This is a genomic window from Nonomuraea ferruginea (assembly GCF_039540635.1).
Classification (GTDB): domain Bacteria; phylum Actinomycetota; class Actinomycetes; order Streptosporangiales; family Streptosporangiaceae; genus Nonomuraea; species Nonomuraea ferruginea.
Genome location: NZ_BAABFD010000012.1, coordinates 44905 through 69395, shown reverse-complemented (window position 1 = coordinate 69395; position 24491 = coordinate 44905). Strand labels below are relative to the sequence as shown.

Below are 24491 nucleotides of genomic sequence, written 5' to 3'. Positions count from 1 at the left end.
GGCGGGCCCGGCCGGATCACGGTCTGTTCCGGTCAGCAGCGGTTGATGCGGGAGTTCACCAGGTTGATGTTGCGGATGACGATGTTGGTGCCGCACGGGTTCTCGTTGATCGCCGAGTTCGTCAGCGTCAGGTTCTGCAGCGTGATGTCGGAGGTCACGGGGAACTCGGTGCGGGCCGCGATGCGGATGTCGGAGCCGTTCACGGTGCCGCTCTGGGCGGCGATCGTGACGTTGTAGCAGTTCTCGATGAGGATCGAGTTGCTGCCGGTCTGGGCGATGTCCACCCGGTCGATCACCGCGCCGCCGCTCTCCGACACGCAGAAGACGCCGCGGCCGCCGCCCCGGGCCTTGACGGTGCCGACGCGGATGTTGGCCGGGTACGAGCTGCCGATGCGGCCGTTGCGGTTGGCCATCCGGAAGGCCGCGTAGCCGGTGCCGGTGCCCGCGCCCTCGGCGTCGACGGTGCCGATGCTCGCGTTGATCGTGTCGTTGAGCAGCAGGCCGGACTCGCCGGTGTTCCGCGCGGTGACGGTGCCGATCGTGATGCCGTCGACGCCGTACGTCTCGACGCCGTGACTGCCGCCGCCGGAGGCGTACACGCTGTCGATGCGGACGTTCCTGGTGCGGACGTTCCTGTTGGCGTGGTTGTCGATGCGCACGCCCAGCCCGGCCGAGCCGAGCCGCAGGTCGAGCTGGCCGAGGGTGATGTTGGTGCCGTTGCGGACGAACACCGCGAAGTACGGGTTGCCGGTCACGGCGAGCCGGGTGACCTCGACGTCGGTGACGTTCTGGGCGCGCACGGCGGCGTTGTTGGCGCTGATCGTGCCGGTCACGTTGATCGTGCCGCACACTTCGAGGACGGTGTAGCTGGGCAGGTCGAGCGACTGGTTGGCGTTCATGCTGCCGGAGCCGCGGACGACCACCTTCTGCTTGGACGTGCGGCCGGAGGTGAGGCTGCCGACGGCGCGGCGCATGGCCTCGATCATGCTGCTGCCGGTGTAGAGGGTGCTGCCGCCGCCGTTCCTGGCCGTCCAGGTGCTGCCGCTGAGCACGGCCTCGGCGTTGAACGAGCCGCCGCCGCAGTCGGCGGAACCGCTGCCCATCTTGACGAGCTGCCACTGCTGGTTGGCGCCGTTGAGGTCGTCCCACTGGGAGATACGGGCGCCGTCGGCGGTGGACCACTCCCAGGTCTCCAGGGCTTTGCCGCTGTGGCGGTTGATCAGGCGGACGTGGCCGCCGTCGGAGTCGGCGAGCCGGAACTGCTGGTTCCAGCCGTTGGTGTCGGCCCACTGGACGATCTGGGCGCCGCCATTGGCGTTCCATTCGTAGACGTCCAGGACCTTGCCGCTGTGGCGGGACTTGAGCCGGTAGTAGCCGTCGCCGGAGCTGACGAACTGCCACTGCTGCTGGTTGCCGTCGTTGCGGGCCCACTGGACGATCGGGGCGCCGTCGTTCGTGGCGAACTCGTACAGGTCGAGCGCCTTGCCGCTGTGCCGGTTCACGAGGACGTACCAGGCGTTCGTGTCGACCGTCGCCGCGCTCGCGGGCGGCGGTTGCGCGACGAGGGCGCCTGCCAGCGCCATGACCAGGGCGGCCAGGACGGTGAGCAGGCACCGCCAGGCTTGGGCAACGGATCTCACTGTCTGCTCCCATCGGAGAAGGAAAGCGCTTTCCCCCAGGACTAGATCAGCGAGGACGCACCGCTTCGTCAAGTGCCGCGAACCCGGCAGAACGCCTGCCTGCCGAAACCCGTTGAAACTTTCATCGGATGTCTTAGGCTGGTCCTCCCCGACATTCCGGCAGAAGGGCGCGCATGCACCTCGTCAGGTCCGCTCAATCGCCCCGCTGGGTGGTCCGCGCCGAGGACGGCGACCGGGCGCTGCCCACCGGTTTCTCCCTCGGCGACGCGCTGTCCGCCGACCTCGCCCACTTCCGCGACCAGCTCGCCCGCGCCACCGAGCCGGTCGACCCGGTCACCCCCGCCGCCCCGGTCGACGCCGGCACCGAGGTGTGGGCGGCCGGCGTCACCTACCGCCGCTCCCGCGAGGCCCGGGTGGAGGAGAGCACCGAACCCGACATCTACCAGCGGGTCTACGACGCCGAACGGCCCGAGCTGTTCTTCAAGTCGGTCGGCTGGCGGGTGCGCGGCCACGGCGAGACCATCGGCGTGCGCGAGGACTCCACCTGGGACGTGCCCGAGCCCGAGCTGGCCGTGGTGATCGCCGCGAGCGGCGAGATCGCCGGCTACACCGTCTGCGACGACGTCAGCAGCCGCTCCATCGAGGGCGACAACCCGCTCTACCTGCCCCAGGCCAAGATGTACGCGGGAGCGACGGCGCTCGGCCCCGGCATCCGCCCCGCCTGGGAGGTGCCCGACCCCTACGACCTGGCGATGGCGGTGACCATCACCCGCGAGGGCCGCGTCGTCTGGTCGGACGAGGCGAGCACGGCCCAGCTCCACCGCCGCGTCGACGAGCTGGCCGGCTACCTGTTCAAGGCCGAGCGCTTCCCCCGGGGCGTGGTGCTGTCGACCGGCACCTGCATGGTCCCCGGTCCGGATTTCACGCTGCTGCCCGGGGACCGGGTGGAGATCGTCATCGACGGCGTCGGCACGCTCGCCAACGACGTGCGCCCCGCCCTGGAGGTCGTCTCACCGGCCTGAGCCGGTCACGGGCCGGTGGTGCTCGGCGAGCAGCCGGCCGTTGTGGCGGACCCGGGCTCGCTCGTACGGGCAGAGCCGGCGGGTCACGAAGGACCGGGCGAGGGCGTCGGCGTCCTGGCGGCCGATGCCCCAGCCGATGGTGTGCCACCGGGTGTCGTCACCTGTGGTGTCCAGGACGGTGATCTCGAAGAGCTGCGCGGGCGTGCACCTCGTGTGGTCATGTCCGGATGGCGCCTGGTTCATGGCCAGAACGTTCTCCGTCACCACGACGAGTAAACCGGCTCATCCGGGGACCGCCTCCACGACGTCGAAGACGCCGCCGCCGGTGACGCCGGCCAACCGCAGACCGGCCCGCTCGAACAGCTCCGCGTACTCGCCCGCCGTGCGCTGCCTGGCGCCCTTGGCGATGACCAGCATCTCCAGGTCGATCACGGTGGCGGCGGTCGGCTCGCGCGGCGGGTCAGGGATGACGGCCTCGCAGAGCAGCACGCGGCCGCCGTCGTTCATCGCCCGCCGGCAGCTCGCCAGGATCCGGACGGCGTCGTCGTCGCCCCAGTCGTGGACGACGTTGGACAGCAGGTAGGCGTCGCCGCCGGGCGGCACCGACGTGAAGAAGTCGCCGCCGACCAGCTCGCACCGGTCGGCCACACCCGCCTCCACGAGCGGCCCGCCCGCTCCCTCGATGACGTGCGGCAGGTCGAACAGCACGCCGCGCCCCTCGGGGTGCGCCGACAGGATGGCCGCGAGCATCGCGCCGTGGCCTCCGCCCACGTCGACGACGGTCCCGTACCGGGTGAAGTCGTGGCCGCGCACCGCCGGCCACACGAACGCGGCGGACACCGACGTCATCGCGTCGTTCAGCACCTCGCCGTGCTCGGGATGGTCGCGGAAGTGGTCGAAGGCCGGGCCGAAGACGCGCTCGAACGCCGACTCGCCGGTCCGCACGCTGTCGGCGAAACCCGACCAGGCCCGCCGGTGCCACGACGAGCCGAGCATCACGGCGAACCCGCGCTGCGACTCCGGGTGGTCCCGCCGCAGCCGTTCGCCCGTCTCGGTCAGCTCGAACACGCGGCCGTCGAGCTCGCGCAGCACGCCCAGGTCGGCGAGCGCCCGCAGCAGCCGGTAGAGCGCGCCGGGGTGGGCGCCCACGGCCCGCGCCAGCTGGTCGGCGTCGCGCGCGCCACCGGCCAGCGCGTCGGCCACCCCGAGCTCGGCCGCGGCGCAGACCGCCGACGCCACCCAGGCGCCGTCGATGTAACCCAGCAGCCGCTGGGCCGGGTCGGGTGGCATGGAACCCTCCTGCTGGATCGGTTGCCGCGCCGTCATTGTCCATCGGCTCGCCGGGGTTCGCCGTACGCGCGAGGACGCGTGTCGTGACGTACGGCCGGGGCGAGTGAGCAGAAACCGGGCAGAAAGTGGTCTGGTGAACGGGGGGCCGTGACCGCCATCGTGTCCGGTACCCGCACCCTCACGCGGGACGGCCGTCCGGGGGTGGACGGCCGGGTGCGGCGGGGTCCGCCGGGCGCGGGGACTCGCTCGACGGACCCGCCGCGCCGGTCACGGCACGGCGCGGGGGAGCGTGGCCGTCATCACCAGGCCGCCGCCCTCCCGGGGATGGGCCGTCACGTCGCCGCCGTGGGCGCGGGCCACCGACCGGACGATCGACAGGCCCAGGCCCGCGCTCTTGCCCGTGACGGTGCGCTCGCCGTTGAGCCGGCGGAACGGCTTGAACAGCTCCGGCACGTCGTACGGCGGCACGACAGGGCCCGTGTTGGTGACCGTCACTGTGACCCGCCCGCCGGTGGCCGTCCGGCTGGCGATCCGGACCCAGCCGGTGCCGTCGCTCAGGTTGTGCCGGACGCCGTTCTCCACCAGGTTCGTCACCAGCCGTTCGAGCAGCAGCGCGTCACCGGTCGTGGGCGCGGGGAACGCTTCCTCGTACACGGTGACCTTCTCCTGCGCCGCCTCGGGGGCGGTCTGGGCGACCACGTGCGCCACGACGTCGGCGAGGTCGACCGGCGACCGGTCGGTCACCTCGTGCTCGGCCCGCGCGAGCAGCAGCAGCCCGGAGATGAGCCGCTCGTGCCTGACGTTGATCTCCAGCAGGCTCTCCCCGAGCCGCTTGACGTCGGCGGAGGCGGAGCGGCGGTGCATGGCCAGCTCGACCAGGGCGCGGTTGAGCGTCAGCGGGGTGCGCAGCTCGTGCGAGGCGTTGGCGACGAACCTGCGCTGCCCGTCGAAGGACCGGTCGAGCCGCGCCACCATGGCGTCGAAGGTGTCGGCCAGCTCCTTGACCTCGTCGATCGGCCCGTCCAGGTCGATCCGCTCGCGCAGGCCGCGGTCGGCGTCGGGGGCGGCGGCGATCCGGCGCGCGGTCGCGGTCACCTTGTGCAGCGGGGCCAGCACCCGCCCGGCCACCACCCAGCCCAGCGCCGTCGCCAGGCAGGCGACCACGACCACCGCGATCACCCCCTGGGCCAGCAGGGACGTGGTCGCGGCGGCGCGCAGGTCGGCCTCCTGCTCGGCCAGCAGCCGCTGCGACTCCTCGGGGCTGAGCATCACCCCGTCCTTGATGACGGAGATGAACCTGTGCCGGTTCCCGCCGGGGTCGCCGTACTTCTCCTCGAAGATCCGTACCAGCTCCTGGTTGAACAGCAGGTACGTGACGCCGACGAGCACCACGCCGGCCAGCATGAACAGCGCGCCGTACACGACCGTGAGCCGCAGGCGCAGCGACAGCCTCATGGGATGCGGTAGCCCGCGCCGGTCACGGTCAGCACCACCGGCGGGTCGCCCAGCTTGCGCCGCAGCTTGAGCACGGTCAGCCGGACCACGCCGGTGAACGGGTCCGCGTTCTCGTCCCACGCCTTCTCCAGGAGCTGCTCGGAGGAGATCACGGCGCCGCCGGCCCGCAGCAGCTCGGCGAGCACGGCGAACTCCTTGTTCGACAGCGGCACGTACCGCCCGTTCCGGTACACCTCGCGCCGGGCCGGGTCGAGCGTGATCCCGGCGCGGCGCAGCACCGGCGGCAGGGCCGGCCGGGCGCGCCGGCCGAGCGCCTGCACCCGGGCCGACAGCTCGGCGAAGGCGAACGGCTTGGCCAGGTAGTCGTCGGCGCCCAGCGACAGCCCCGTCACCCGGTCGTCGATCTCCCCCGCCGCGGTGAGCATCAGCACCCGCGCCGTCGAATCCGACTCCACGAGGTGCCTGCACACGTCGTCGCCGTGCACGAGCGGCAGGTCCCGGTCCAGGATGACCACGTCGTAGTCGTTGACCGCGATCCGCTCCAGCGCCGACTCGCCGTCGCCGGCGGTGTCCACGGCGTGCGTCTCGTCGCGCAGCCACTCGGCTATCGCGTCGGCCAGGATGCGCTCGTCCTCCACTACCAGCACTCGCATGCCGGGAATCGTGGCGGATCGGCTGTTTACTCCCCGTTAGCGCTCATGGAAACCGCCGGGAAACCGGCTCGTCGGTTCCATCTCCTCTCAGGCGGCCGGAACGGTTCCGGCCCGACGAGGAGAACGTGATGCGAGTACGGATGCTCGGCGTGACCGCGGCGCTCGCGCTGGCGCTGACCGGATGCGGCGCGGAGGCCCCCGGCGTGGCCTCCGCGGGAGGCGATCCCACCGCGAGCGCCGCGCCGAGTCTGGACCGCGAGGAGCGGGGCCTGAAGTGGGCGCAGTGCATGCGCGAGAACGGCGTCGACGTCCCCGACCCCAAGCCGGGCGAGGGCATACGGATGACGATGGGCCCCGGCACCCAGGAGAAGATGGAGCAGGCCCGCGAGGCGTGCAAGGAGTGGCAGCCGGCCGGCGGCGGGCGTGCCGACGGTGAGAGCAACGACGACCTGCTCAAGATCGCTGCCTGCATGCGTGAGAACGGCGTGGAGAACTTCCCCGACCCCGAGGGCGGCAGGGTCCGCATCACCAAGGACGTCGGCGACGACCCCGACTTCGAGGCCGCGCAGAAGAAGTGCCAGATGGACCGGCCCAAGTGATGGGCACGACCACGATCGACGGGGAAGCGCTGGAGACGGCCCCGCGACGCCGCCGCGGCCGTCGGGCGGCCTGGCTGACCACCGCGACCGTGCTGGCCGGCGCGGTGGCCGCCGCCGGTCTCGGCCTGCTCGACAGGGCCCCGGCCGGGCGGCCCGCCGCCGCGCTGCCGCCGGCCACCGCGACGATCGCCGAGGAGACCCTGCGGGACACACGGGAGGCCGACGGCGAGCTGGGCTTCGGCCCGGCCGCCTCGGTGACCAACCGCATGCGCGGCACCGTCACCTGGCTGCCCGGCGGCGACGACGTGATCACCCGCGGCGAGCCGCTCTACAAGGTGGACGACGATCCGGTGGTGCTCATGTACGGGAGCACGCCCGCGTACCGGGACCTGGCGGTGGGCGCCGAGGGCCGTGACGTGGCGAGCCTGGAACGCAACCTGAGCAAGCTCGGCTACGACGGCTTCACCGTCGACGACACGTACACCTGGGCCACGGCGCGGGCGGTCATGGCCTGGCAGGAGGACCGCGGCCTGCCGGAGACCGGCGTGGTCGAGCTGGGCCGGGTGGTGTTCGCCGACGGCAGGGTCAGGGTGGACACCGTGGACGCCGAGGCCGGCCGGCCCGCCGCGCCCGGCCAGAAGGTGCTCGGCTACACCGGCACCGCCAAGGTCGTCACCGTCCAGCTCGACTCCGAGGACCGGCGGCTGGCGAAGGAGGGCGCCAAGGTGACGGTCACGCTGCCCGGCGGTCAGGAGGTCAGGGGCAAGATCACCGAGGTCGCCACCGTGATCGTCCCGGGGCAGGGGAACGAGGAGCCCCAGACCAAGGTCGAGGCGCTCGTCTCGCTCACCGGCGAGAAGGCCGCGGACCTCGACCAGGCGGCGGTCGACGTGAGGTTCACCGCCGAGGAGCGCGAGAACGTGCTCACCGTCCCGGTCGCCGCCCTGGTGGCGCTGCGCGAGGGCGGGTTCGGCGTGGAGGTCGTCGAAGGCGGCGCCACCCGTTACGTCCCGGTCGAGACCGGCCTGTTCTCCGGCGGCCGGGTGGAGATCACCGGCGACGGGCTCACCGAGGGCATGACGGTGGGGATGGCGAAATGATCGAGCTTTCCCGCGTGAGCAAGGTCTACCCCGGCGGCGTCACCGCGCTGGACGACGTGTCGCTGGAGATCCGGCGCGGCGAGATGGTCGCCATCGCGGGCCCGTCCGGGTCCGGCAAGTCGACCATGCTCAACACCATCGGCACGCTCGACCGGCCCACGTCGGGCACGGTCCGCGTCGACGGATACGACGTCGCGACGCTGTCGGACAACCGGCTGTCGGCGCTGCGGGGGACCGGGATCGGGTTCGTGTTCCAGCAGTTCCACCTGGCCGCGAACGTGCCGGCGCTGGATAACGTGGCCGACGGCCTGCTCTACAGCGGCCTGCCGCGGGCCGAGCGGCGCCGCCGCGCGCGGGCCGCGCTGGAGCGGGTGGGGCTCGCCCACCGCATGGACCACGAGCCGCACGAGCTGTCCGGTGGCGAGCGGCAGCGGGTGGCCATCGCCAGGGCGGTGGCCGGCGATCCGCCGCTGCTGCTGGCCGACGAGCCGACCGGCGCGCTCGACTCGGCGTCCGGGGCGGGGGTGATGGAGCTGCTGCGCGAGCTGCACGCGTCCGGTACGACGGTGCTGATCATCACGCACGACCCGGAGATCGCCGGCAGGCTGCCCCGCCAGGTGCGGATGCGCGACGGCCGGATCGTCGCCGACCACACCGGGGCGGCCTGATGGCCGGCCGTGATCTCACCCCGCCCCGGTTGCGGCCGCGCGACGTGCTCAGGGTCGGCGCGGTCGGGCTGCGCACCCGCCCGCTGCGGGCGTTCCTGTCGGCGCTGGGCATCGCCATCGGCATCGCGGCGATGATCGGCGTGGTCGGCATCTCCTCCTCGTCCGGCGCCGAGCTGGACCGCCAGCTTTCCGCGCTGGGCACGAACCTGCTCACGGTCTCGTCCGGGCAGACCCTCAGCGGCGAGGAGGCCAAGATGCCGGTGGAGGCCGAGGCGATGATCGAGCGCATCGGCCCTGTGCTGTCGGTGTCGTCGGTCGGGCAGGTCCAGGACGCCAAGGTGTACCGGTCGGAGGAGATCCCCGAGGCGCGGACCGGCGGCATCTCCGCCTACGCGGCCCGGCTCGACCTGCTCGACTCCGTGGGCGCGACGCTGCGCGCCGGCACCTGGCTCAACGCGGCCACGCACGCCTACCCGGCCGTGGTGCTCGGCTCGGCCACGGCCGAACGGCTCGGCGTCGGCGCGGTCGGGCCCGACACGCAGGTGCTGGTCGGCGGCCGGCGGTTCACCGTCGTCGGCGTCCTGGAGCCGGTGGCGCTCGCCGTGGAGCTGGACACCGCGGCGCTGGTCGGCTGGCCGGTCGCGGAGGAGCGGCTGGGCTTCGACGGCCACCCCACCGTGCTCTACACGCGGGTGGACGAGCGGCACATGGACGCGGTACGGGACGTGCTGGCCGGAACCGGCAACCCGGAGGCGCCCAACGAGGTCGACGTCTCCCGCCCGTCGGACGCGCTGGCCGCCAAGCAGGCCACCGACCAGGCGTTCACCGGCCTGCTGCTGGGCGTCGGCGCGGTGGCGCTGATCGTCGGCGGGGTGGGGGTCGCCAACACCATGGTCATCTCGGTGCTGGAGCGGCGGGCCGAGATCGGCCTGCGCCGCTCGCTGGGCGCCACCCGTGGCCAGATCCGCACCCAGTTCCTGGCCGAGTCGCTGCTGCTGTCGGCGATCGGCGGGGTGGGCGGCGTGTGCGTCGGCGCCGCCGTCACCGTCGGCTACGCCGCCTACGAGGAGTGGCCGTCCGTGATCCCCGCCGAGGCGACGGCGGGCGGCCTGGCCGCGACGCTGGTCATCGGCGCGGTCGCCGGGCTCTACCCGGCGATCCGCGCCGCCCGCCTCTCCCCGACGGAAGCCCTGGCCAGTCCCTGACCGACCGGGCCCGGGCGGTTCCTGACCGACCGGGCCCGGCGCCTACGGACGCGCCGTCAAGGCCCGTCCGCGAGCAGCGTCTCCCCGATCCAGCCGTCCGGGGCGCACCCGGGCGGGATCGCGAACACCGCCGAGCCGATCGCGGTGATCCACTCGTTGAGCAGGTCGCCTTCGGCCAGCCGCCGCTGCACCGGGACGAACTGCTTGTCCACGTCCGCCTGGTAGGCGGCGAACAGCAGCCCGGAGTCGGGGGTGCCGTCCTCGGCCAGCCCGTCGTCGTAGTTGTACGGCCGCCGCAGCATGCGGGCGCCGGGATCGTCCACCCGGGCCCGCCTGATGTGCGCGTACTCGGAGATGACGGGGAAGCCGAGCCGGTTCAGCCTGCCGAAGTCGGGCTCGTCGTGCTCGGCCCGGCCGGTGAGCGGCGCGCCGTCGGCGAGGCGGCGGCCGATCGTGAACTCCCTGCCGGTCCTGTCCAGCTCGTCCCAGGTCTCCAGGTCCATGCGGATCCGGCGCAGCACCAGCGTGGTGCCGCCGCGCAGCGGGCCCTGGCCGAGCCAGACCGCCCGGTCCAGGTCGGCCGGGTTGACGGTGCCGTCGAGCTGGCCCATCAGGTTGCGCTGGGTGGCGCCGGCGGGCTGGACGTGCGCGCCGCGCCGGAAGCCGCGCTGCGTCCAGCGCACCCGCGCGAACGCCCGCGCGTCCTTGACCACCATCCGCAGCGCGTGCGCGACGGTCAGCGGGTCGTCGGCGCAGATCTGCACCAGCAGGTCACCGCCGGACCAGCGGTCCTCCAGCTTGTCCGTCTCGAACTCCGGCAGCTGCCGGACCGGCGATTCCACCCCGGCCGCCTCGAACAGGCCGGGGCCGAACCCGAACGTGACCGTCAGCCTGGCGGGGGAGACGGCCAGCTCGGGCTCGGTGTCGGCGAGCGCGCCCCGGCCCAGGGTGAGCCGGCGCGCGTCGTCGGTCAGCAACCGCATGAGCCGGGCGATCGGCTCCCGTCCGGTGCCGCGCTTGAGGTCGAACGCCACGAACACGGCGTGCGCCTGCGGGGACGTGGCGATCCCGGCCTGGTGGACGCCGTGGAACGGTTCCGTGGCCGTACCGGACGGGACCTCCGTGGCAGCGCCGCTCGGCGAGGCGCCGGCGGCCGTGCCTGCCATCGTGCCGGCCATCGTGACGGCCACCGTGCCCGCCGCCGTGCCCACGGCCGTCGCCGCCCCGGCGGCGAACAGCCCGCGCCGGGTGATCCTCTGCTCGGCCATCAGTGGTCCGTGCCCGGCTGGTAGTCCTCCTTCGCGCCCGCGAAGTCCTTGCCGACGGCGGTGAACTCCAGCGGGGGACCTTCCTGCAGCGTCAGCGTGATCGGGATCTCCGCGCCGGGCTTCACCTCCTCCTTGACGCCCATCAGCATGATGTGGTCGCCGCCGGGCTTGAGCTCGTGGCTGCCGCGTGCCGGGACGACGAACCCGCCCTCCTTCGGCCGCATGATCATCTTTTTGTCGGACTCGACCACCTCGTGCAGCTCGATCTCCGGCGAGAGCGGCGAGGCGCCCGCGACGACGGTGATGGGGCTGTCGGTGTGGTTGACGAGGGTGCCGAACGCGGCGGTCATCCCCTCCTTCACCGCCTTCACCCAGGGGTCGGTGATGGTGAGCGCCTGGGCCGGGGCGGCGGCCTCGACGCTGGTGGTGGGCGCGGGCCCGGCGGCCGGGGTGGCGGCGCCGCAGCCGGCGATGAGCACGGCCGTGGCGGTGACGAGCAGGGCGGAACGGGTGTTCATGGACATGCCTTCCTGCGCCCGCGGCGGAAGTCGCCGGGGCGTCGGTCATCGGAAAAAGGTCAGCGGATTCCGATGACCGCGGGCGGCCCGCGCCCGCTGACGGCATGCCGGAGGATCGCCGAGCGCAGCACCGGCGGCTCGGCGTGGGGCAGCTCGACGAACGGCGTCGCCGGCACCGGCAGCAGCACGGTGACGAGCCGTGCGGCCAGGCGGCGCAGCAGCCCCCACAGCGCGGCCTCCCCGCGCGCCAGCCAGAGCGCGGTCAGCCCGACCGCCCACCCGTGGGCGACGAACATCCCGAGGTCGGGGGCCAGCCCGGCCGAGGCGTGCGCGGCGTGCGCGGCCCCGGCGGCGGGGGAGACGGCGTGGGAGAGCGAGAACATCACGTGCAGGACGAGCTGCAGACCGCCCAGCAGCGCCAGGATCGCCCGCGGGCCCCGCTCCCGCCCGGCCAGCGGGTACGCACCCCCGGCGGCCACGAAGAACCCGGCCACCATGGCCGGCCCCGGCACGCTCCCGCCCGCCAGGGAGTGGGCCACCATGCCGAGGCTGAGACACACCACGGCGAACACCGCGGTGCGGGCGAGGCGGAACGGAAGGCTGGACGGCACGATGCCGACATGATTTCACGCCACCCCCTCGGTCCTTCTCCCGACACAGCCCAAGATTTCCGGCGAGACCGGCATAATGGCGCGGGATGCTGACGCCCACGGACCCGCACGCGTACGCGGCGGCGATCGCCCCGGTCATCGACGCGGTCCACGTCAACCTGCACGCCGCCACACGCAGACCCGACGCCCTGGGACTGCTGAACGACCTGCGGTTCACGCTCCCGCTGCGCACCCTCACCAGACGCGACCTGGCCGCCGTCCACCGGTACGGGGACGACCGGGAGGAGAGCATCCGGGAGCACGTCCGGCGCGGCGAACTGGCCGACGACGACGGCACGCTGCGGCTGACGGAGCGGGGCCTGGGCCTCGTGCACGGGCTGTACGAGACGCACGCGGCCGTGGCCGGCCGGATCTGGCGGGACCATGACGTCGAGACCCTCGCCGCGCTGGCGGGACGGGTGCTCGGCAAGGCCATGGCGGAGCCGGGTGACGCGCTCGCGGTGATGGCTCCCCCGTACGAACCCGAGGGGGCACCGGCGGGGCTGCTGCTGTTCAACCGGCTGGCGGCGCTACGCTACGCCCGCGCCGACGCGCACGCGGCGGCCTGGCAGGCGGCGGGACTGACCGCGGCCGAGGTCGTCGCACTGGAGCCCGGCCCGCTGCGCGAACGCATCGAGGCGGGCACCAACCGCCGCGCGGCGGTGCCGTACGAAGCCTTTTCCGAGCCGGAACGCGAAACCCTCTATACCGGCTTGCTCGCACTGGTGTGAGAGGTCCGAAACTCACACCTCCCGGTAACTAGCCGAAAGGCGCACTATGGTACGTACCTCGGTAAGGGAGGGGCGTGGTGGATCAGGACCTGCCCGGCGGCGTGCGGCTCATCGTGGGCGTCGACGAGACTCCGGCCGCGCGCTGGGCGCTCGCCTGGGCGATCGGGACCGCGCGGCTGCGCCGCATGGCTCTCGTCGCCGTACATGTCAGCCGGGCTCCGGTGCACCCGTTCCCGGAGGCGCTGCCCGTGCAGCACGCCATCAGATCGGGTGAGGAGGCACGCTGCGGCGAGGTGATCGCCGGCGTGTTCGAGGACGTGGCGGGAGGCCTGCCGGAGGACCTCCACACGGTCATGGTGTCCAGGGTCGGCGATCCCGGCTACCACCTCGTCGACCTGGCCCGCGAGGGCGACCTGCTGGTGCTCGGGCGCAGTCGCCGCGGCCTGCTCAGCCGCATGTTCCTGCCCTCGACCAGCATGTACTGCGCGCGTCACGCCAAGACGACGGTGGTGATCGTGCAGCAGCCCACCCCGCCCGACGAACCCGAGATGTCAGAAGACCGCTCCCGCCGGTTCTGGAGCCGCAGGCACGATTGACGCGCGAAGCCCGCCGCGGGCCCGGCACTGCCGGGCCGGCGACGGACGGTCTCACCTGAAAGCGCGCAGCCGCAGGCTGTTGCTCACCACGAACACGCTGGAGAACGCCATCGCGGCCCCCGCGATCATCGGGTTGAGCAGCCCCATCGCGGCCAGGGGCAGCGCGGCCACGTTGTAGGCGAACGCCCAGAACAGGTTGCCCTTGATGGTGGCGAGCGTCCTGCGCGACAGGCGCAGGGCGTCGGCCGTCACCCGCAGGTCGCCGCGGACCAGCGTCAGGTCGGACGCCTCGATGGCCGCGTCGGTGCCGGTGCCCATGGCCAGCCCGAGGTCGGCCTGGGCGAGCGCGGCCGCGTCGTTGACGCCGTCGCCCACCATCGCCACGACCTTGCCCTCGCCCTGCAGGCGCTTGACCACCTCGACCTTGTCCGCGGGCAGCACCTCGGCGATCACCTCGTCGATGCCCACCTCGGCCGCCACCGCGCGGGCGACCTTCTCGTTGTCGCCGGTCAGCAGCACCGGGGTGAGGCCGAGCCGCTTCAGCTCCGCGACCGCCTCCGCGCTGGTGGGCTTCACCACGTCGGACACCACCAGCACGGCACGGGCCCGGCCGTCCCAGCCGACCGCGACCGCGGTGCGGCCCGCGGCCTGCGCCTGCTCCAGAGCCTCCACGAGCTCGGGGGTGAGGTGCTGCGACCACTCCTCCAGCAGCCTGGGCCGGCCGACCAGCACCGCGTGCCCGTCGACCACGCCCTGCACGCCGAGCCCTTCGACGTTCGCGAAGTCCTCGACCGTGGCGTCCGACCGGGCGGCCCTGGCCACGGCCTGGGCGATCGGGTGCTCGGATGCGTGCTCCAGCGCGCCGGCCAGGCGCAGCACCTCGGCCTCGTCCTCGCCCTCGGCGACGTGGACCTCGGTGAGCGTCATCCGGCCCTCGGTGACCGTGCCGGTCTTGTCGAGCACGATCGTGTCCGCCTTGCGGGTGGACTCCAGCACCTCCGGGCCCTTGATCAGGATGCCGAGCTGCGCGCCCCTGCCGGTGCCGACCAGCAGCGCCGTCGGCGTCGCCAGCCCCAGCGCGCACGGGCAGGCGATGATCAGCACCGCCACCGCCGCGGTGAACGCCGCGCCCGCGCCGTTGCCCGTACCGAGCCAGAACCCGAGCGTGCCCACGGCGAGCGCGATCACGATCGGTACGAACACGCCCGAGATGCGGTCGGCGAGCCGCTGCACCTCGGCCTTGCCCGTCTGGGCCTCCTCCACCAGCCTGGCCATCTGCGCCAGCTGGGTGTCGGCCCCGACCCGGGTGGCGCGGACGACGAGCCGGCCGCCCGCGTTCACCGTCGCGCCCGTCACCGCGTCGCCCGGCCGCACCTCGACCGGCACGGACTCGCCGGTCAGCATCGAGGCGTCGACGGCGGACGTGCCTTCCTCGATCACGCCGTCGGTCGCGATCTTCTCGCCCGGCCGGACCACGAACAGGTCACCCGCCGTGAGCTGGTCGGCCGGGACGCGGCGGCCGTCGGCCAGCTCCACGTCCTTGGCGCCCAGCTCCATCAGCGCCCGCAGCGCGGCCCCGGCCTTCCGCTTGGACCGCGACTCGAAGTAGCGCCCGGCCAGGATGAACGCCGTCACCCCGGCCGCCGCCTCCAGGTAGATGTTGCCGGCGCCGTCGGTGCGCTGGATCGTCAGCTCGAACGGGTGGACCATGCCGGGTATCCCGGCCGTGCCGAAGAACAGCGCCCACAGCGACCAGCCGAAGGCCGCGAGCGTGCCCATCGAGACCAGCGTGTCCATGGTGGCGGTGCCGTGACGCAGGTTCGTCCAGGCCGCCTTGTGGAACGGCCAGCCCGCGTACACCACGACCGGCCCGGCCAGCGCCAGCGACAGCCACTGCCAGTAGCGGAACTGCAGCGCCGGGATCATGGCCATGGCCACCACCGGGACGCTCAGCACCACCGCGACGATCAGCCGGTCGCGCAGGCTGTTGTCCGGCTTCTCCGCTTCTTCCTTGGGCCGCTCGTGGGGCAGCTCGGCCGTGTAGCCGGCCTTCTCCACCTCCTGGACCAGCGCCAGCGGGTCCAGGTCCGCGGGGAAGGTGACCTTGGCCTTCTCGGTCGCGTAGTTGACCGTCGCCGTGACGCCGTCGAGCTTGTTGAGCTTGCGCTCGATCCGGTTGGCGCAGGAAGCACACGTCATGCCGCCGATCGAGAGCTCGACCGCGCCCCCGCGGCCGTCGGTGAGTGATGTCATCACCCTTCTCCTCCCAGGCGTCAGTGGCCGTGCGGTCCGGTCTCGGCCGTGAAGGCCGCGGTGCGCACCTTGCCGTCGTGCTTGAAGTCCAGGAACAGGCGGTAGGAGCCGGTGCTGGGCACCTCGGCGAAGAACGTGATCTCCGGGCCCGCCTTGCCGGTCTCCTCAGGATGGACGTGCAGATAGGCGAGATCGCCGGCCCTGAGGGCCACCAGGTGTCCGTAGGCGCCGAGGTAGGGCTCCAGGTCGGTCACCGGCTTGCCGTCCTTGCTCACCTTGAGCGTCAGCTTGCTCGACCGGCCGGGCTCCAGGCTCCCGGCGAGGCTCACAGTGTAGTCACCGGTCCGCGCCTCGGTGCTCGCGTGCGGGAGCTCGCGCGGGCGGTAGTCGCCCGGCACCTGCAGGTCGAGGCCGAGCGTCAGCTTGTCGGCGCCGGTGGGCTTGAAGTCGGCGAAGGCACGGTAGGGGCCGGGCTCGTCCAGGGGGAGCTTCACGCGCCAGGTGCCGTCGGCGGCCATCTCCGGGTGGAGGTGCCGGAAGATGGTCAGGTCGCGGGAGGCGACGATGAGGTGCAGCTTCTTGTCGTGCTCGACGTCGAACTCCGTCACCGGCTTGTCGCCGGGGCCGTCGACGGTGAAGCGGAAGTCGTCGGGGTCGTCGGTGGCGAGGCGCGTGAAGGTGTAGCCGTCCTGGGAGACCTGGAGCCCCCCGGGGGTATCCGTAGCGCCTGAGTGCCCGCTGTCGGCGTGGCCGTCCGCGCTGTCAGTGTGGCCGTCCTCGGCCTGCTCACCCGTTCCGTGGTCCATGGCCGTCTCTCCCTGCTTCACCTGCTCCGCCGTGCGGCCGGTCGGGCCGGCGGCGGGCCCGATCTGGCCCGCCGCGCTCCCGGCGCCCAGCGCCGCGGCGAAGATCACCGCGAGCCCGGCGCCGTAAAGGCCCAACCGGCCTGCCGTTCTCATGACACCCCCACCAGTTCGTAGCCGGCCTCCTTGACCGCGCCGCTGATCTCCGTCTCATTGACAGGACCGTCGCTGACCACGGTCAACCGGCCGCTCTTGAGGTCCACGTCGACGGAGGTCACGCCGGCCACCTCGCCGACCTCCTCCTTGACGGAACTCACGCAGTGGCCGCAGGTCATGCCCTTGACGGTGTAGGTGGCGGTGCTCATCGCATGCTCCTTCATATGCTCGTACGTGATGCCTTGTATCGAGTCTAACACCGTACCCCCCTAGGGTATGTCTTGACCCTGGCTGTGCATACCTGGAGGGGGTATGCGGAGGACGATATATACGGCTAGGGGGTATGTCAATCCTCGGCGCCGCGTGTTCCTTGAACAATCCGACATCTGGTCCGCGCAAACACGGGGACCGCCGCCATCCCTTGCTAGGCTGCAAAGCATCCGTTGGGTCTTGCCCAGCGGGCGAGACCGTCGAAGAAGTGGGGTCACACAGTGAAGAAGCTGCTCGTTCTGGCGCTGGTCGCCCTTGGGGGGTTGCTGATCTGGCGCAAGGTGCAGGCCGATCGGGCAGAGCTCGATCTCTGGACCGAGGCGACCGGTAGCGAGAACTAACCGACCGGCGAGGCGATGAGTGACATCGTCCCCATCAAGCTGGTGTGCCTGGACCTGGCAGGCACCACGGTCGGCGACATCGCCACGGTCGAGCGCGCGTTCGCCGAGGCGATCGCCACCCAGGGCATAGTCCCCGGGACCGGAGCGTACGCACGTGCCATGGTGCACGTGCACCGGTCCCGGGGGCAACCCAAGATCGACGTCTTCCGGGGCATCTTCCCGGAGAACGAGGCCCGGGCGCAGGCCGCCAACCTGACCTTCGAGCGCGCCTACGAAGGCGCCCTCGAACGCTCCGGCCTCACCCCCGCCCCCGGCATCGTCGAGGTCCTCGACAAGCTCCGCGGCTCCGACATCCGGCTGGCCCTGCTCACCGGCTTCAGCCGCACCACCCTCGGCCGCGTCCTCGGCATCCTCGGCTGGCACGACAAGATCGACCTGGCCATCAGCCCCGAAGACGCGGGCGGCCGCGGCCGCCCCTGGCCCGACATGGTCCTGCACGCCGTCCTGCGCCTCGGCATCCCCGACGTCCGTCAGGTGGCCGTCGCCGGTGACTCCGAGAGCCACATGCTCGCCGGCCACCGCGCCGGCGCCGCCGTCGTGGCCGGCATCCTCACCGACAGCGGCCACAGCCGAGACCGCCTCGTCGGCGGCGGCGCCACCCACGTGTTACCGTCCGTCGGCGCACTGCCGGAGCTGATCCTGAGCGGCGACCTGGGAGGCGCGCGGATACCGGCGCCGGTTCGGTAGGCTATCTTCATTGTTCGAAGGGGCCTTAGCTCAGCTGGCAGAGCGCCTGCTTTGCAAGCAGGAAGTCAGGAGTTCGAATCTCCTAGGCTCCACCGCACGTCGGAGGCCACATCCCATGATCGGGAAGTGGCCTTTTCGATCTTGTGCAGCTACAGCGTCAACTGTTCTCCACACGCTCGCTGTGCTCCTGCGGGATCGCCCCAATGATCCTCGCTCCTCTCGGGCGTTCTTCCCTGTGCATGCATTCGGTCCCGCAAGAAGGTCTTCACGTGGGGCGCTTCGCGTAAGAATGAGCTCGGGCGCCCTCATTGATCCGAATACGGTCTCTTGGAGCTTGTGCAGCCGATGTATACGGCTACATCCCGGTGCCTCCGGTGGACGAGAGCCGAGAAAGCCCTCTGTTCAGGTACCTGGCTTGGTGATTCCTGTTATCTAGCCGAAGCATGCTAACTAGCATGCTAACTAGCATGCTCGTCCGCGCTGCTCAGGGAGTACAACGTGCTCGACGAAGAGCTCTCCGAGATCATTGCCAACCTCCGCGTTCTCGGCGGGGACATCTCCGACGTAGAAGTGAAGCAGTCCCAGCGCGAGCTGCCGAAGACGATCCGGGAGACGCTCTCTGCCTTCGCCAACACTCACGGTGGTGTGCTCATCCTGGGCCTGAGCGAGAGCACGGGATTCTCAGCAACGGGTGTACGTGATGCTTCAAAGCTTTCCAACGACCTGGCCTCGCTCTGCTCCACTGACATGGAACCTGCTCTGCGGCCGTTGATCCGCGTCCACGACTTCGAAGGTGTGAAGATCATCGTGGCAGAAGTCCCCGAACTGGATCCGGCCCAGCGACCGTGTTTCTACAAAGGTGCCGGGATGACCAAGGGCAGCTTCGTACGCGTAGGCGATGGGGATCGGCGACTGTCGAGCTACGAGGTTCAAATCATGCTGTCCTCACGCGGGCAGCCTCGTGAGGACGAGCAGGCCATTTCAGGAACCGGCCTCCAGCTTCTTGATCCGATCGCCCTGGAGTCGTTCATCGCAAGACTCCGTACCAACAGGCCTCATGCCTTTGCAGATCTTGACCGTGACGACCTGCTGAGACGAGCCAGGATTCTGGTAGCTGGACACGACGGCACGGAAACGCTCTCCCTGGCAGCCCTGCTCGCGCTCGGCTCCTACCCGCAAGAGTATCTCCCCCAACTGATGATCAGCTTCGTGCATTACCCCTCGGTCACCGGCCAACCATCAGCCACTGGCACGCGCTTTCTGGACAACCTCACCGTCGAAGGACCCATCCCCATCATGGTCCGCGACGCGCTGGCTGCGATCCGGCGAAATATGTCCAGGAGGGCAGTCATCGGAGGAGTCGGCCGAGAGGACGTCTGGGAGTACCCGGAGACCGCACTTCGGGAAGCCGTGGTGAATGCGCTCGTACACCGGGATCTGTCCAGCGCCGCCCGGGGTACTCAGATTCAGATTGAGATGTACCCGGACAGGCTGACAATTCGAAGCCCTGGCGGATTGTTCGGCCCGGTGACCATCGACAATCTCACCGACGAAGGGATTTCTTCCGCACGCAACGCGACGCTGATGAGGATGCTTGAGGACGTTCCTCTTCCGGGTGAGACCCGGATGGTTTGTGAGAACCGGGGCTCTGGAATCCGCGCCATGGTCTCCGCCCTCCGGGCGGCCGGGATGAGTCCGCCGCAGTTCGAAGACCGTGTGTCCTCCTTCATCGTTACCATCCCCAACCACGCTTTGCTGAACGAGGAAGTCGTGAGGTGGATCGAAAGTTTGGGCGAAGGAGGCCTCTCTGGCAGTCAGTGCATCGCGCTGGCGATGCTCCGAAATCGAGAGATCCTGGATAACCGTTCCTACCGGAGCACGACCGGTGTGGACTCGCGCGTGGCTACGGCCGAACTGGGGGATCTGGTGGCACGTGAACTAGTGACCCAGACCGGGAGCAGGCGATGGGCGCAGTACGAGTTGTCCCAGCGGGGGCACCGCCCTCTCCCCGGGGAAGCACCTGCATCGACACGGAGCGATCGACGCCCTCAGCTACTGGACGCGCTTGGTGACGAAACCCTCTCGCGAGCCGAACTGGCCCGGAGTACCGGCCTGACCGATCAGACCGTACGGCGCTGGCTCTCGATCATGCGTGACGAAGGCACGGTGGAATTGATCGGAAGCTCACCGAGAAGCTCGACCGCCCGGTACCGCCGAACACGACAGGGCTCCCTTTTTTCACCGGCTGAGCCCGGGTAACGGCTGTACAGCAGAGAGATACAGCAATGCCGCCTCACGCGATCACACTCCACCAATCTTCATCTGCCACTTGACCAGGGCAAGGTCCTCGCTTCGCTCGGGCTGTGCTTCCAGGGGCGCGCCTCCGGCGCGCCGGCTTCGCCATCAGGACATCACGTTGGCCGTCTGGCAGATCCTGACGCTCAACCCCCGCGTCCAGACGTGTCGGCGATGCTCTGGGTCGGCGTCCACAGCTGAACGACGAGGAAGGCCCCGGCGGATGAGCCGAGCACCGCACGCGGGACTACCAGCAGACAAGCTCGCGTTCGGATCACTGGCAGTCCTCGCTCACCCGCTGAGGGATGTGAAGCGCGACGAGGCAGGGTCCGCGCAATACCCTCCACGGCCATTCGCGGAGGGCCCCGCCACCTCGCCGAGCCGGTCTATCGGCCGCCTCGCCCGGCTTGCCGGAGCGCGGCGGGCGCACCTTGTCCGCGCAACATCTCAGCCGCGCCCTGGTGCCAAGGGTTGAATGCCGCCCGGTTTTAGTTTGACGACGCTGCCATCGCCTGAGATTGAGGGCTCGCCCTGGGAGTTCCGTCCAGCGGGTCCGATCAGTCGCGCAGTTCCTCCACTGGCACCGCCTCATCGGCTGGCGGCGGCTTGATGTTCGCCTTCATCCCCCAATTCGACAGGAGGATCTTTCCCTTGCCGAACCCCACGACGCCACGGACCGGTACGACGGACCAACTGCCGACCATGAACATCCGGGAATGCTCGACGACCTTCACCCATGGCCGGGGACGAGCCGGCGCTGGACGGCGTCGGCGTGAACGCTTGGCCTGCGGTCAACGTCATACGACCACAGAGAGAACCGCCGCGTGATTCGCCGTCGGCCGGACCGGAGGAGACGGGACTATTCCGCTCTGCGCGGATCAGGCCGACTTCGAACGCGGCACCTGTCTAGGGTGAGGCATGGCCCCTTCCATCCCGCCGCTACGTTCAGCGATCGATCGGACCAACTCCAAGCCGTCTCCGGAGCGCGAGCCGCTGTGGCGGCACGTGCTCGGTGAGTGTCTCAGAGGCCTTCGTCACGAGCGGGGCGAGAAGTTGAGCGAGACGGCACGTCGCGCCGGGGTCTCGCCGCAGTATCTCTCCGAGATGGAACGAGGCGTCAAAGAGCCGTCGAGCGAAATGATCGCTGCGGTCGCCGGCGCGCTGGATGTGACCCTGGTCGATCTGACCCTCGCCGTTGCCGAGAGCTTGCGGTCTGCTCAGAACAGCACGTCGAGAGGTGCTACCTGCTCGGCGGCTTATGCTCTGGCCGCGTAGCGTGGCTTGCCCGGGTCATCCACCGGCCTAAGAACGCTCCTCGATGATCTGATCGAGGAGCCCGTACTCCAAGGCAGCGGTCGCGGTGAACACGCGATCGTGATCGGTGTCGGCGCGTAGGGTCTCGATCGTCTGGCCGGTGTGCCGCGACAGTATGCGCTCGATGTCTGCTCGGACACGGACGACCTCGTCAGCCTGCAAGATGAGATCGGGGATCGTGCCGCGTCCCTGAGCGGCTGGTTGGTGCAGGATCACTCGTGCGTGCGGGAGAGCGGCACGTTTTCCTTCGGCGCCCGCGGCAAGAAGGACGGCACCCACCGCGACGGCCTGTCCGACGCAGGTGGTCGAAACCCGGGGGCGGATATGACGCATGGTGTCATATATCGCGAGCATCGCGCTCGGATCCCCGCCCTCGCAGTTGATATAGAACTGTATTTCGGCATCGGGGTTGTCCGACTCGAGAAATATCAGCTGGGCGATGAGAGCGTTGGCGACGCCCGCGTCGATCGCGGTGCCCAGATAGATGATCCGCTCGGTGAGCAGGTGCGAGTAGACATCCATGATGCGCTCGCCACGAGAATTCTGCGTGATGACATTGGGAATCGTATACGTGCTCACTGGCCGCCTCCTTCGGTCACGTCGAATCCGAGCCGTGGGCGATTGCGCGGCGCGATTTCGTCGAAATGTTGCACGATCGCATCTATGAAGCCGTAGTCCAGTGCCTCTCGCGCCGTGTACCAGCGATCGTGCAGAGAATCCTCGAATATGCGCTCGACGGACTGCCCCGTGTCCTCGGCGATGAGGCCGAGCACTGTGTCGCGAGTATGCCGAAGGTCGCCGGCCTGCAGTTCGATGTCGACTGCGGTGCCACCGATTCCCGCCGAGCCCTGGTGCATCAGGACACGTGCGTGTGGCAGGGCGCGACGCTTCCCTCGGGCGCCCGATGACAGCAAGAACTGCCCGGCGCTGTAAGCGATGCCCAGCACGAGGGTCGACACGTCACAGGGAATGAGTCGAATGATGTCGCGGATCGCGAGCATCGAGGGAACCGACCCACCCGGCGAGTGAATCCACAATGCGATGTCCGCCGAGGCGTCCTGCGTGGCGAGCGCTATCAGTTGCGTGGCCAGCAGTGTCCCGTTGTCGTCATCGAGAGGGCCGTCGAGAACGAGCACGCGCTGGTCGTAGAGCTCGCGTCTGACCCGCGAATTGAACAGTGGAAGATTCGATTCTCCGCTCATGAGCCCATCATGTGAGGCGATCCGGACCGAGGTCGACACGATCCGCTTGGGGCAGATCTGCTCTGAGCAGCGGGACTCGAGTTCCGGTCCGTGTTCTTAGGCCACCTCCCGTGATCGGGAAGTGGCCTTTTCAATCTTGTGCAGCTGCAAAGTACGGCTGAGGTGGCGCAGAGGCGAGCACGTCCACGATCATGGTGCGCGTGGCGGTGCTCAGGTTATTGGCAGTCGGTCTCATCAGCGGCGGCGTCATGACGATCCCGTTCCTATGGGCTCAGCGTGGCAGCGACTTCGAGCACGTCCGTCTCTCGGCCCTGATAGGCCTGAACTTGGGGCAGCTCGTGACCGTCCCGCTCGGGTTGCTGATCGGCATCGTGCTTGTCGCGATGCGGTCGTGGACGCGCCCTCCCGGCTACGTGCTGGCTGCGGCCACGATCGTGTTCGGTGTGGTTGTAGCGACGCAGGCGTGGGCCATGGCGGACTGGGCCGAAGGCCGACCTGCCGGGATCGGCGATCCGGACGGAGAGGTAGGCCTCGGGGGGCTGAACGCTCTCGCGGGTGGGTTCACGGTCCTCCTGGGCGTCTCCATCGCCTTGATTCGGTGGTCTGGTTGGGAGCCGGAGGCGGCTTCGGCGCGTCAGACGTCCGCACGTAGGGCTCGACGGAGGAGGCGTAAGTCATCGGCCCACGTCAAAGGCCATTGCCCATGATGGGGGAATGGCCCAGGAGACCATCGCCGCCTAACCGAGTCTTCACGCTTTCAGGGGATGGACACACTGGCGTCTTTTCACCACGTGCGTTGGGGCAGGAGATGCCGTCGGCCCCATGTTCTTAGCTCGATCATCGACAAATATGGTGATCGCACACCGTAGGACAGAATGCGGCAGAACAGGTTCCGTGACCACATGATCGCTGTGCCCGATGGGACGGGAAACGGGCCACCTCCCACGATCGGGAAGTGGCCTTTTCGGCACAGTCGTGACGCCGCCGACGATGGAACCGGCGACCAGATACCGCTAGGCGTCGCGGCGCAGGGTGAACCAGAAGGTCGGGACCGAGTTGGTGCCCGGTGTGACGTCGATTACCTCCCAGCCGGTGAACCTGGCGTGGAGTTCGTCGGCTGTGACGCCCGCCGCCCATGACGTGACCTCGGTGGTCGGATTGCCGAGCGGCTCGGGGCCGTACCCGAACATCAGCAACTGTGCCCCGGGAGCGGCGCGGTCGGTGAGCCCGGCGGCGTAGGCGTCGCGGCGGTGGAGTGGGATCCCGCAGTAGCAGCTCAGGTCGAAGAACAGGTCGAAAGGGCCGGGCGCGTCCAGCTCGTCGAGGCGGGTGGCGTCTCCGTGCAGCAGTCGCACCGCCACCCCAGCCGCCTCGGCCTTCTCCCGGGCCTGGTCGACGGCGCTGTCGATCAGGTCGACGGCCGTCACCTCCCAGCCGTGCCGGGCGAGGTAGATGGCGTTGGTCCCCGTGCCGCAGCCGAGTTCGAGGGCGCGGCCGGGCGGCGGTGCGCCGTGCCCCTCTACCAGGGCCACCAGCTCGGGGGGCGTCACGCCGGTGTCCCACGGCGGCTTGCCCGCACGGTAGTAGCCCTCCAGTGCGCGATGGACGGACTCCTCCTCCTGGTCTCGCAGTGTCGAGGTCGGGCCCGGCTTGGGGTGGTTCATCGTCTCCTCCAAGAATCTAGAGTCAAACTCTAGTGTTGTTCTCTGAAGTTA

The 24491-nt window shown here is 70.3% G+C and carries 27 protein-coding genes and 1 tRNA gene; 13 read left to right on the top strand and 15 right to left on the bottom strand.

Features of this window, described 5'->3' with window-relative positions; genetic code table 11:
• Positions 1 to 32 precede the first annotated feature (32 nt).
• Positions 33 to 1640 carry an RICIN domain-containing protein gene (locus tag ABD999_RS22750; RefSeq protein WP_378525265.1) on the bottom strand — a complete coding sequence of 536 codons (1608 nt, stop codon included), beginning with the start codon at positions 1638 to 1640 and terminating at the stop codon, positions 33 to 35.
• Between the two features lie 173 nt (positions 1641 to 1813).
• On the opposite strand from ABD999_RS22750, the gene ABD999_RS22745 reads away from it, so the two are divergent.
• Positions 1814 to 2662: a fumarylacetoacetate hydrolase family protein gene (locus tag ABD999_RS22745; RefSeq protein WP_148035915.1), complete on the top strand. Its 849-nt coding sequence runs from the start codon at positions 1814 to 1816 to the stop codon at positions 2660 to 2662.
• Here ABD999_RS22745 and ABD999_RS22740 read toward each other — a convergent pair.
• The 4 genes from ABD999_RS22740 to ABD999_RS22725 all read right to left on the bottom strand — a co-directional run bounded on the left by ABD999_RS22740 (position 2651) and on the right by ABD999_RS22725 (position 6060).
• Positions 2651 to 2926 carry a hypothetical protein gene (locus ABD999_RS22740; protein ID WP_271276856.1) on the bottom strand — a complete coding sequence of 92 codons (276 nt, stop codon included), beginning with the start codon at positions 2924 to 2926 and terminating at the stop codon, positions 2651 to 2653. The two genes, ABD999_RS22745 and ABD999_RS22740, sit on opposite strands and share 12 nt — an antisense overlap.
• An 18-nt stretch (positions 2927 to 2944) precedes the next feature.
• Positions 2945 to 3952, bottom strand: coding sequence for a methyltransferase (locus ABD999_RS22735; protein WP_271276857.1), 1008 nt, complete (start codon positions 3950 to 3952; stop codon positions 2945 to 2947).
• A gap of 267 nt (positions 3953 to 4219) precedes the next feature.
• The gene (locus ABD999_RS22730; RefSeq protein ID WP_271276858.1) at positions 4220 to 5407 is read right to left on the bottom strand and encodes a sensor histidine kinase; all 1188 of its coding nucleotides are present in this window, start codon (positions 5405 to 5407) and stop codon (positions 4220 to 4222) included.
• On the bottom strand, positions 5404 to 6060 hold the full coding sequence (locus ABD999_RS22725; RefSeq protein WP_148035911.1) for a response regulator transcription factor: 657 nt from the start codon (positions 6058 to 6060) through the stop codon (positions 5404 to 5406). Before ABD999_RS22725 ends, ABD999_RS22730 begins: the two co-directional genes overlap by 4 nt.
• Before the next feature lie 128 nt (positions 6061 to 6188).
• Between ABD999_RS22725 and ABD999_RS22720 the strand changes: the two genes are divergently transcribed.
• The 4 genes from ABD999_RS22720 to ABD999_RS22705 are packed head-to-tail and all read left to right on the top strand — an operon-like array spanning position 6189 to position 9632.
• A complete protein-coding gene (locus ABD999_RS22720) occupies positions 6189 to 6659 on the top strand; it encodes a hypothetical protein (RefSeq protein WP_271276859.1) in 471 nt (156 codons plus the stop codon).
• Entirely contained in the window at positions 6659 to 7759 is a 1101-nt protein-coding gene (locus tag ABD999_RS22715) for an efflux RND transporter periplasmic adaptor subunit (protein WP_345482870.1), read from the top strand. Before ABD999_RS22720 ends, ABD999_RS22715 begins: the two co-directional genes overlap by 1 nt.
• Positions 7756 to 8427, top strand: a complete 672-nt coding sequence (locus tag ABD999_RS22710) for an ABC transporter ATP-binding protein (protein WP_271280536.1) — start codon at positions 7756 to 7758, stop codon at positions 8425 to 8427. The genes ABD999_RS22715 and ABD999_RS22710 overlap by 4 nt, the downstream gene beginning before the upstream one ends.
• Entirely contained in the window at positions 8427 to 9632 is a 1206-nt protein-coding gene (locus ABD999_RS22705; RefSeq protein WP_345482869.1) for an ABC transporter permease, read from the top strand. Before ABD999_RS22710 ends, ABD999_RS22705 begins: the two co-directional genes overlap by 1 nt.
• 56 nt (positions 9633 to 9688) lie before the next feature.
• Here ABD999_RS22705 and ABD999_RS22700 read toward each other — a convergent pair whose 3' ends face one another.
• Genes ABD999_RS22700 through ABD999_RS22690 form a run of 3 tightly spaced genes read right to left on the bottom strand, consistent with a single transcriptional unit; the run spans position 9689 to position 12029 of the window.
• Positions 9689 to 10900 carry a Dyp-type peroxidase gene (locus ABD999_RS22700; RefSeq protein ID WP_271280076.1) on the bottom strand — a complete coding sequence of 404 codons (1212 nt, stop codon included), beginning with the start codon at positions 10898 to 10900 and terminating at the stop codon, positions 9689 to 9691.
• Positions 10900 to 11418 carry a copper chaperone PCu(A)C gene (locus tag ABD999_RS22695; RefSeq protein ID WP_271280075.1) on the bottom strand — a complete coding sequence of 173 codons (519 nt, stop codon included), beginning with the start codon at positions 11416 to 11418 and terminating at the stop codon, positions 10900 to 10902. Before ABD999_RS22695 ends, ABD999_RS22700 begins: the two co-directional genes overlap by 1 nt.
• 59 nt (positions 11419 to 11477) lie before the next feature.
• Entirely contained in the window at positions 11478 to 12029 is a 552-nt protein-coding gene (locus ABD999_RS22690; RefSeq protein ID WP_271280074.1) for an MFS transporter, read from the bottom strand.
• 86 nt (positions 12030 to 12115) lie between these two features.
• Between ABD999_RS22690 and ABD999_RS22685 the strand changes: the two genes are divergently transcribed.
• Positions 12116 to 12799, top strand: a complete 684-nt coding sequence (locus ABD999_RS22685) for a hypothetical protein (protein ID WP_271280073.1) — start codon at positions 12116 to 12118, stop codon at positions 12797 to 12799.
• Positions 12800 to 12873: 74 nt separating this feature from the next.
• A complete protein-coding gene (locus ABD999_RS22680) occupies positions 12874 to 13395 on the top strand; it encodes a universal stress protein (RefSeq protein WP_148035902.1) in 522 nt (173 codons plus the stop codon).
• A 51-nt stretch (positions 13396 to 13446) separates the two neighbouring features.
• Here the strand turns inward: ABD999_RS22680 and ABD999_RS22675 are convergent, their stop codons facing one another.
• From ABD999_RS22675 to ABD999_RS22665, 3 genes are read right to left on the bottom strand one after another with little or no spacing between them, the layout of a single operon-like run.
• Positions 13447 to 15648 (bottom strand): heavy metal translocating P-type ATPase, encoded by a 2202-nt coding sequence (locus tag ABD999_RS22675; protein WP_271280072.1) that lies wholly within the window; start codon positions 15646 to 15648, stop codon positions 13447 to 13449.
• A 20-nt stretch (positions 15649 to 15668) separates the two neighbouring features.
• Positions 15669 to 16607 (bottom strand): hypothetical protein, encoded by a 939-nt coding sequence (locus ABD999_RS22670; protein ID WP_271280071.1) that lies wholly within the window; start codon positions 16605 to 16607, stop codon positions 15669 to 15671.
• A complete protein-coding gene (locus ABD999_RS22665; RefSeq protein ID WP_271280070.1) occupies positions 16604 to 16816 on the bottom strand; it encodes a heavy-metal-associated domain-containing protein in 213 nt (70 codons plus the stop codon). Before ABD999_RS22665 ends, ABD999_RS22670 begins: the two co-directional genes overlap by 4 nt.
• 282 nt (positions 16817 to 17098) lie before the next feature.
• On the opposite strand from ABD999_RS22665, the gene ABD999_RS22660 reads away from it, so the two are divergent.
• From ABD999_RS22660 to ABD999_RS22645, 4 genes are all read left to right on the top strand, one after another.
• A complete protein-coding gene (locus ABD999_RS22660) occupies positions 17099 to 17218 on the top strand; it encodes a DLW-39 family protein (RefSeq protein ID WP_013130296.1) in 120 nt (39 codons plus the stop codon).
• A gap of 15 nt (positions 17219 to 17233) precedes the next feature.
• On the top strand, positions 17234 to 17965 hold the full coding sequence (locus tag ABD999_RS22655) for an HAD family hydrolase (RefSeq protein ID WP_148035898.1): 732 nt from the start codon (positions 17234 to 17236) through the stop codon (positions 17963 to 17965).
• 19 nt (positions 17966 to 17984) lie between these two features.
• A tRNA-Ala gene (locus ABD999_RS22650) sits at positions 17985 to 18057 on the top strand.
• A gap of 406 nt (positions 18058 to 18463) precedes the next feature.
• The gene (locus ABD999_RS22645) at positions 18464 to 20224 is read left to right on the top strand and encodes an ATP-binding protein (RefSeq protein WP_271280069.1); all 1761 of its coding nucleotides are present in this window, start codon (positions 18464 to 18466) and stop codon (positions 20222 to 20224) included.
• Between the two features lie 593 nt (positions 20225 to 20817).
• Here ABD999_RS22645 and ABD999_RS22640 read toward each other — a convergent pair.
• Positions 20818 to 20994, bottom strand: coding sequence for a hypothetical protein (locus ABD999_RS22640; protein WP_271277008.1), 177 nt, complete (start codon positions 20992 to 20994; stop codon positions 20818 to 20820).
• 184 nt (positions 20995 to 21178) lie between these two features.
• Here ABD999_RS22640 and ABD999_RS22635 point away from each other — a divergent pair, with 184 nt between their 5' ends.
• The gene (locus tag ABD999_RS22635) at positions 21179 to 21535 is read left to right on the top strand and encodes a helix-turn-helix domain-containing protein (RefSeq protein ID WP_148035888.1); all 357 of its coding nucleotides are present in this window, start codon (positions 21179 to 21181) and stop codon (positions 21533 to 21535) included.
• 27 nt (positions 21536 to 21562) lie between these two features.
• Here the strand turns inward: ABD999_RS22635 and ABD999_RS22630 are convergent, their stop codons facing one another.
• Positions 21563 to 22153 (bottom strand): ClpP family protease, encoded by a 591-nt coding sequence (locus ABD999_RS22630; protein ID WP_219546817.1) that lies wholly within the window; start codon positions 22151 to 22153, stop codon positions 21563 to 21565.
• Entirely contained in the window at positions 22150 to 22776 is a 627-nt protein-coding gene (locus ABD999_RS22625; protein ID WP_271277009.1) for a ClpP family protease, read from the bottom strand. Before ABD999_RS22625 ends, ABD999_RS22630 begins: the two co-directional genes overlap by 4 nt.
• A 200-nt stretch (positions 22777 to 22976) precedes the next feature.
• Between ABD999_RS22625 and ABD999_RS22620 the strand changes: the two genes are divergently transcribed.
• Complete coding sequence (locus ABD999_RS22620; RefSeq protein WP_148035885.1) at positions 22977 to 23483, top strand: hypothetical protein; 507 nt, start codon at positions 22977 to 22979, stop codon at positions 23481 to 23483.
• A gap of 306 nt (positions 23484 to 23789) precedes the next feature.
• On the opposite strand, the gene ABD999_RS22615 is transcribed toward ABD999_RS22620, so the two are convergent.
• Positions 23790 to 24440 (bottom strand): class I SAM-dependent methyltransferase, encoded by a 651-nt coding sequence (locus ABD999_RS22615; RefSeq protein ID WP_148035884.1) that lies wholly within the window; start codon positions 24438 to 24440, stop codon positions 23790 to 23792.
• Positions 24441 to 24491 lie beyond the last annotated feature (51 nt).

Coding starts and splice junctions, on each gene's coding strand:
- ABD999_RS22670 (WP_271280071.1), bottom strand. CDS start 16,607: ATGAGAACGGCAGGCCGGTTGGGCCTTTACGGCGCCGGGCTCGCGGTG.
- ABD999_RS22725 (WP_148035911.1), bottom strand. CDS start 6,060: ATGCGAGTGCTGGTAGTGGAGGACGAGCGCATCCTGGCCGACGCGATA.
- ABD999_RS22695 (WP_271280075.1), bottom strand. CDS start 11,418: ATGAACACCCGTTCCGCCCTGCTCGTCACCGCCACGGCCGTGCTCATC.
- ABD999_RS22700 (WP_271280076.1), bottom strand. CDS start 10,900: ATGGCCGAGCAGAGGATCACCCGGCGCGGGCTGTTCGCCGCCGGGGCG.
- ABD999_RS22655 (WP_148035898.1), top strand. CDS start 17,234: ATGAGTGACATCGTCCCCATCAAGCTGGTGTGCCTGGACCTGGCAGGC.
- ABD999_RS22720 (WP_271276859.1), top strand. CDS start 6,189: ATGCGAGTACGGATGCTCGGCGTGACCGCGGCGCTCGCGCTGGCGCTG.
- ABD999_RS22745 (WP_148035915.1), top strand. CDS start 1,814: ATGCACCTCGTCAGGTCCGCTCAATCGCCCCGCTGGGTGGTCCGCGCC.
- ABD999_RS22730 (WP_271276858.1), bottom strand. CDS start 5,407: ATGAGGCTGTCGCTGCGCCTGCGGCTCACGGTCGTGTACGGCGCGCTG.
- ABD999_RS22615 (WP_148035884.1), bottom strand. CDS start 24,440: ATGAACCACCCCAAGCCGGGCCCGACCTCGACACTGCGAGACCAGGAG.
- ABD999_RS22625 (WP_271277009.1), bottom strand. CDS start 22,776: ATGAGCGGAGAATCGAATCTTCCACTGTTCAATTCGCGGGTCAGACGC.
- ABD999_RS22665 (WP_271280070.1), bottom strand. CDS start 16,816: ATGAGCACCGCCACCTACACCGTCAAGGGCATGACCTGCGGCCACTGC.
- ABD999_RS22705 (WP_345482869.1), top strand. CDS start 8,427: ATGGCCGGCCGTGATCTCACCCCGCCCCGGTTGCGGCCGCGCGACGTG.
- ABD999_RS22735 (WP_271276857.1), bottom strand. CDS start 3,952: ATGCCACCCGACCCGGCCCAGCGGCTGCTGGGTTACATCGACGGCGCC.
- ABD999_RS22635 (WP_148035888.1), top strand. CDS start 21,179: ATGGCCCCTTCCATCCCGCCGCTACGTTCAGCGATCGATCGGACCAAC.
- ABD999_RS22715 (WP_345482870.1), top strand. CDS start 6,659: ATGGGCACGACCACGATCGACGGGGAAGCGCTGGAGACGGCCCCGCGA.
- ABD999_RS22675 (WP_271280072.1), bottom strand. CDS start 15,648: ATGACATCACTCACCGACGGCCGCGGGGGCGCGGTCGAGCTCTCGATC.
- ABD999_RS22710 (WP_271280536.1), top strand. CDS start 7,756: ATGATCGAGCTTTCCCGCGTGAGCAAGGTCTACCCCGGCGGCGTCACC.
- ABD999_RS22685 (WP_271280073.1), top strand. CDS start 12,116: ATGCTGACGCCCACGGACCCGCACGCGTACGCGGCGGCGATCGCCCCG.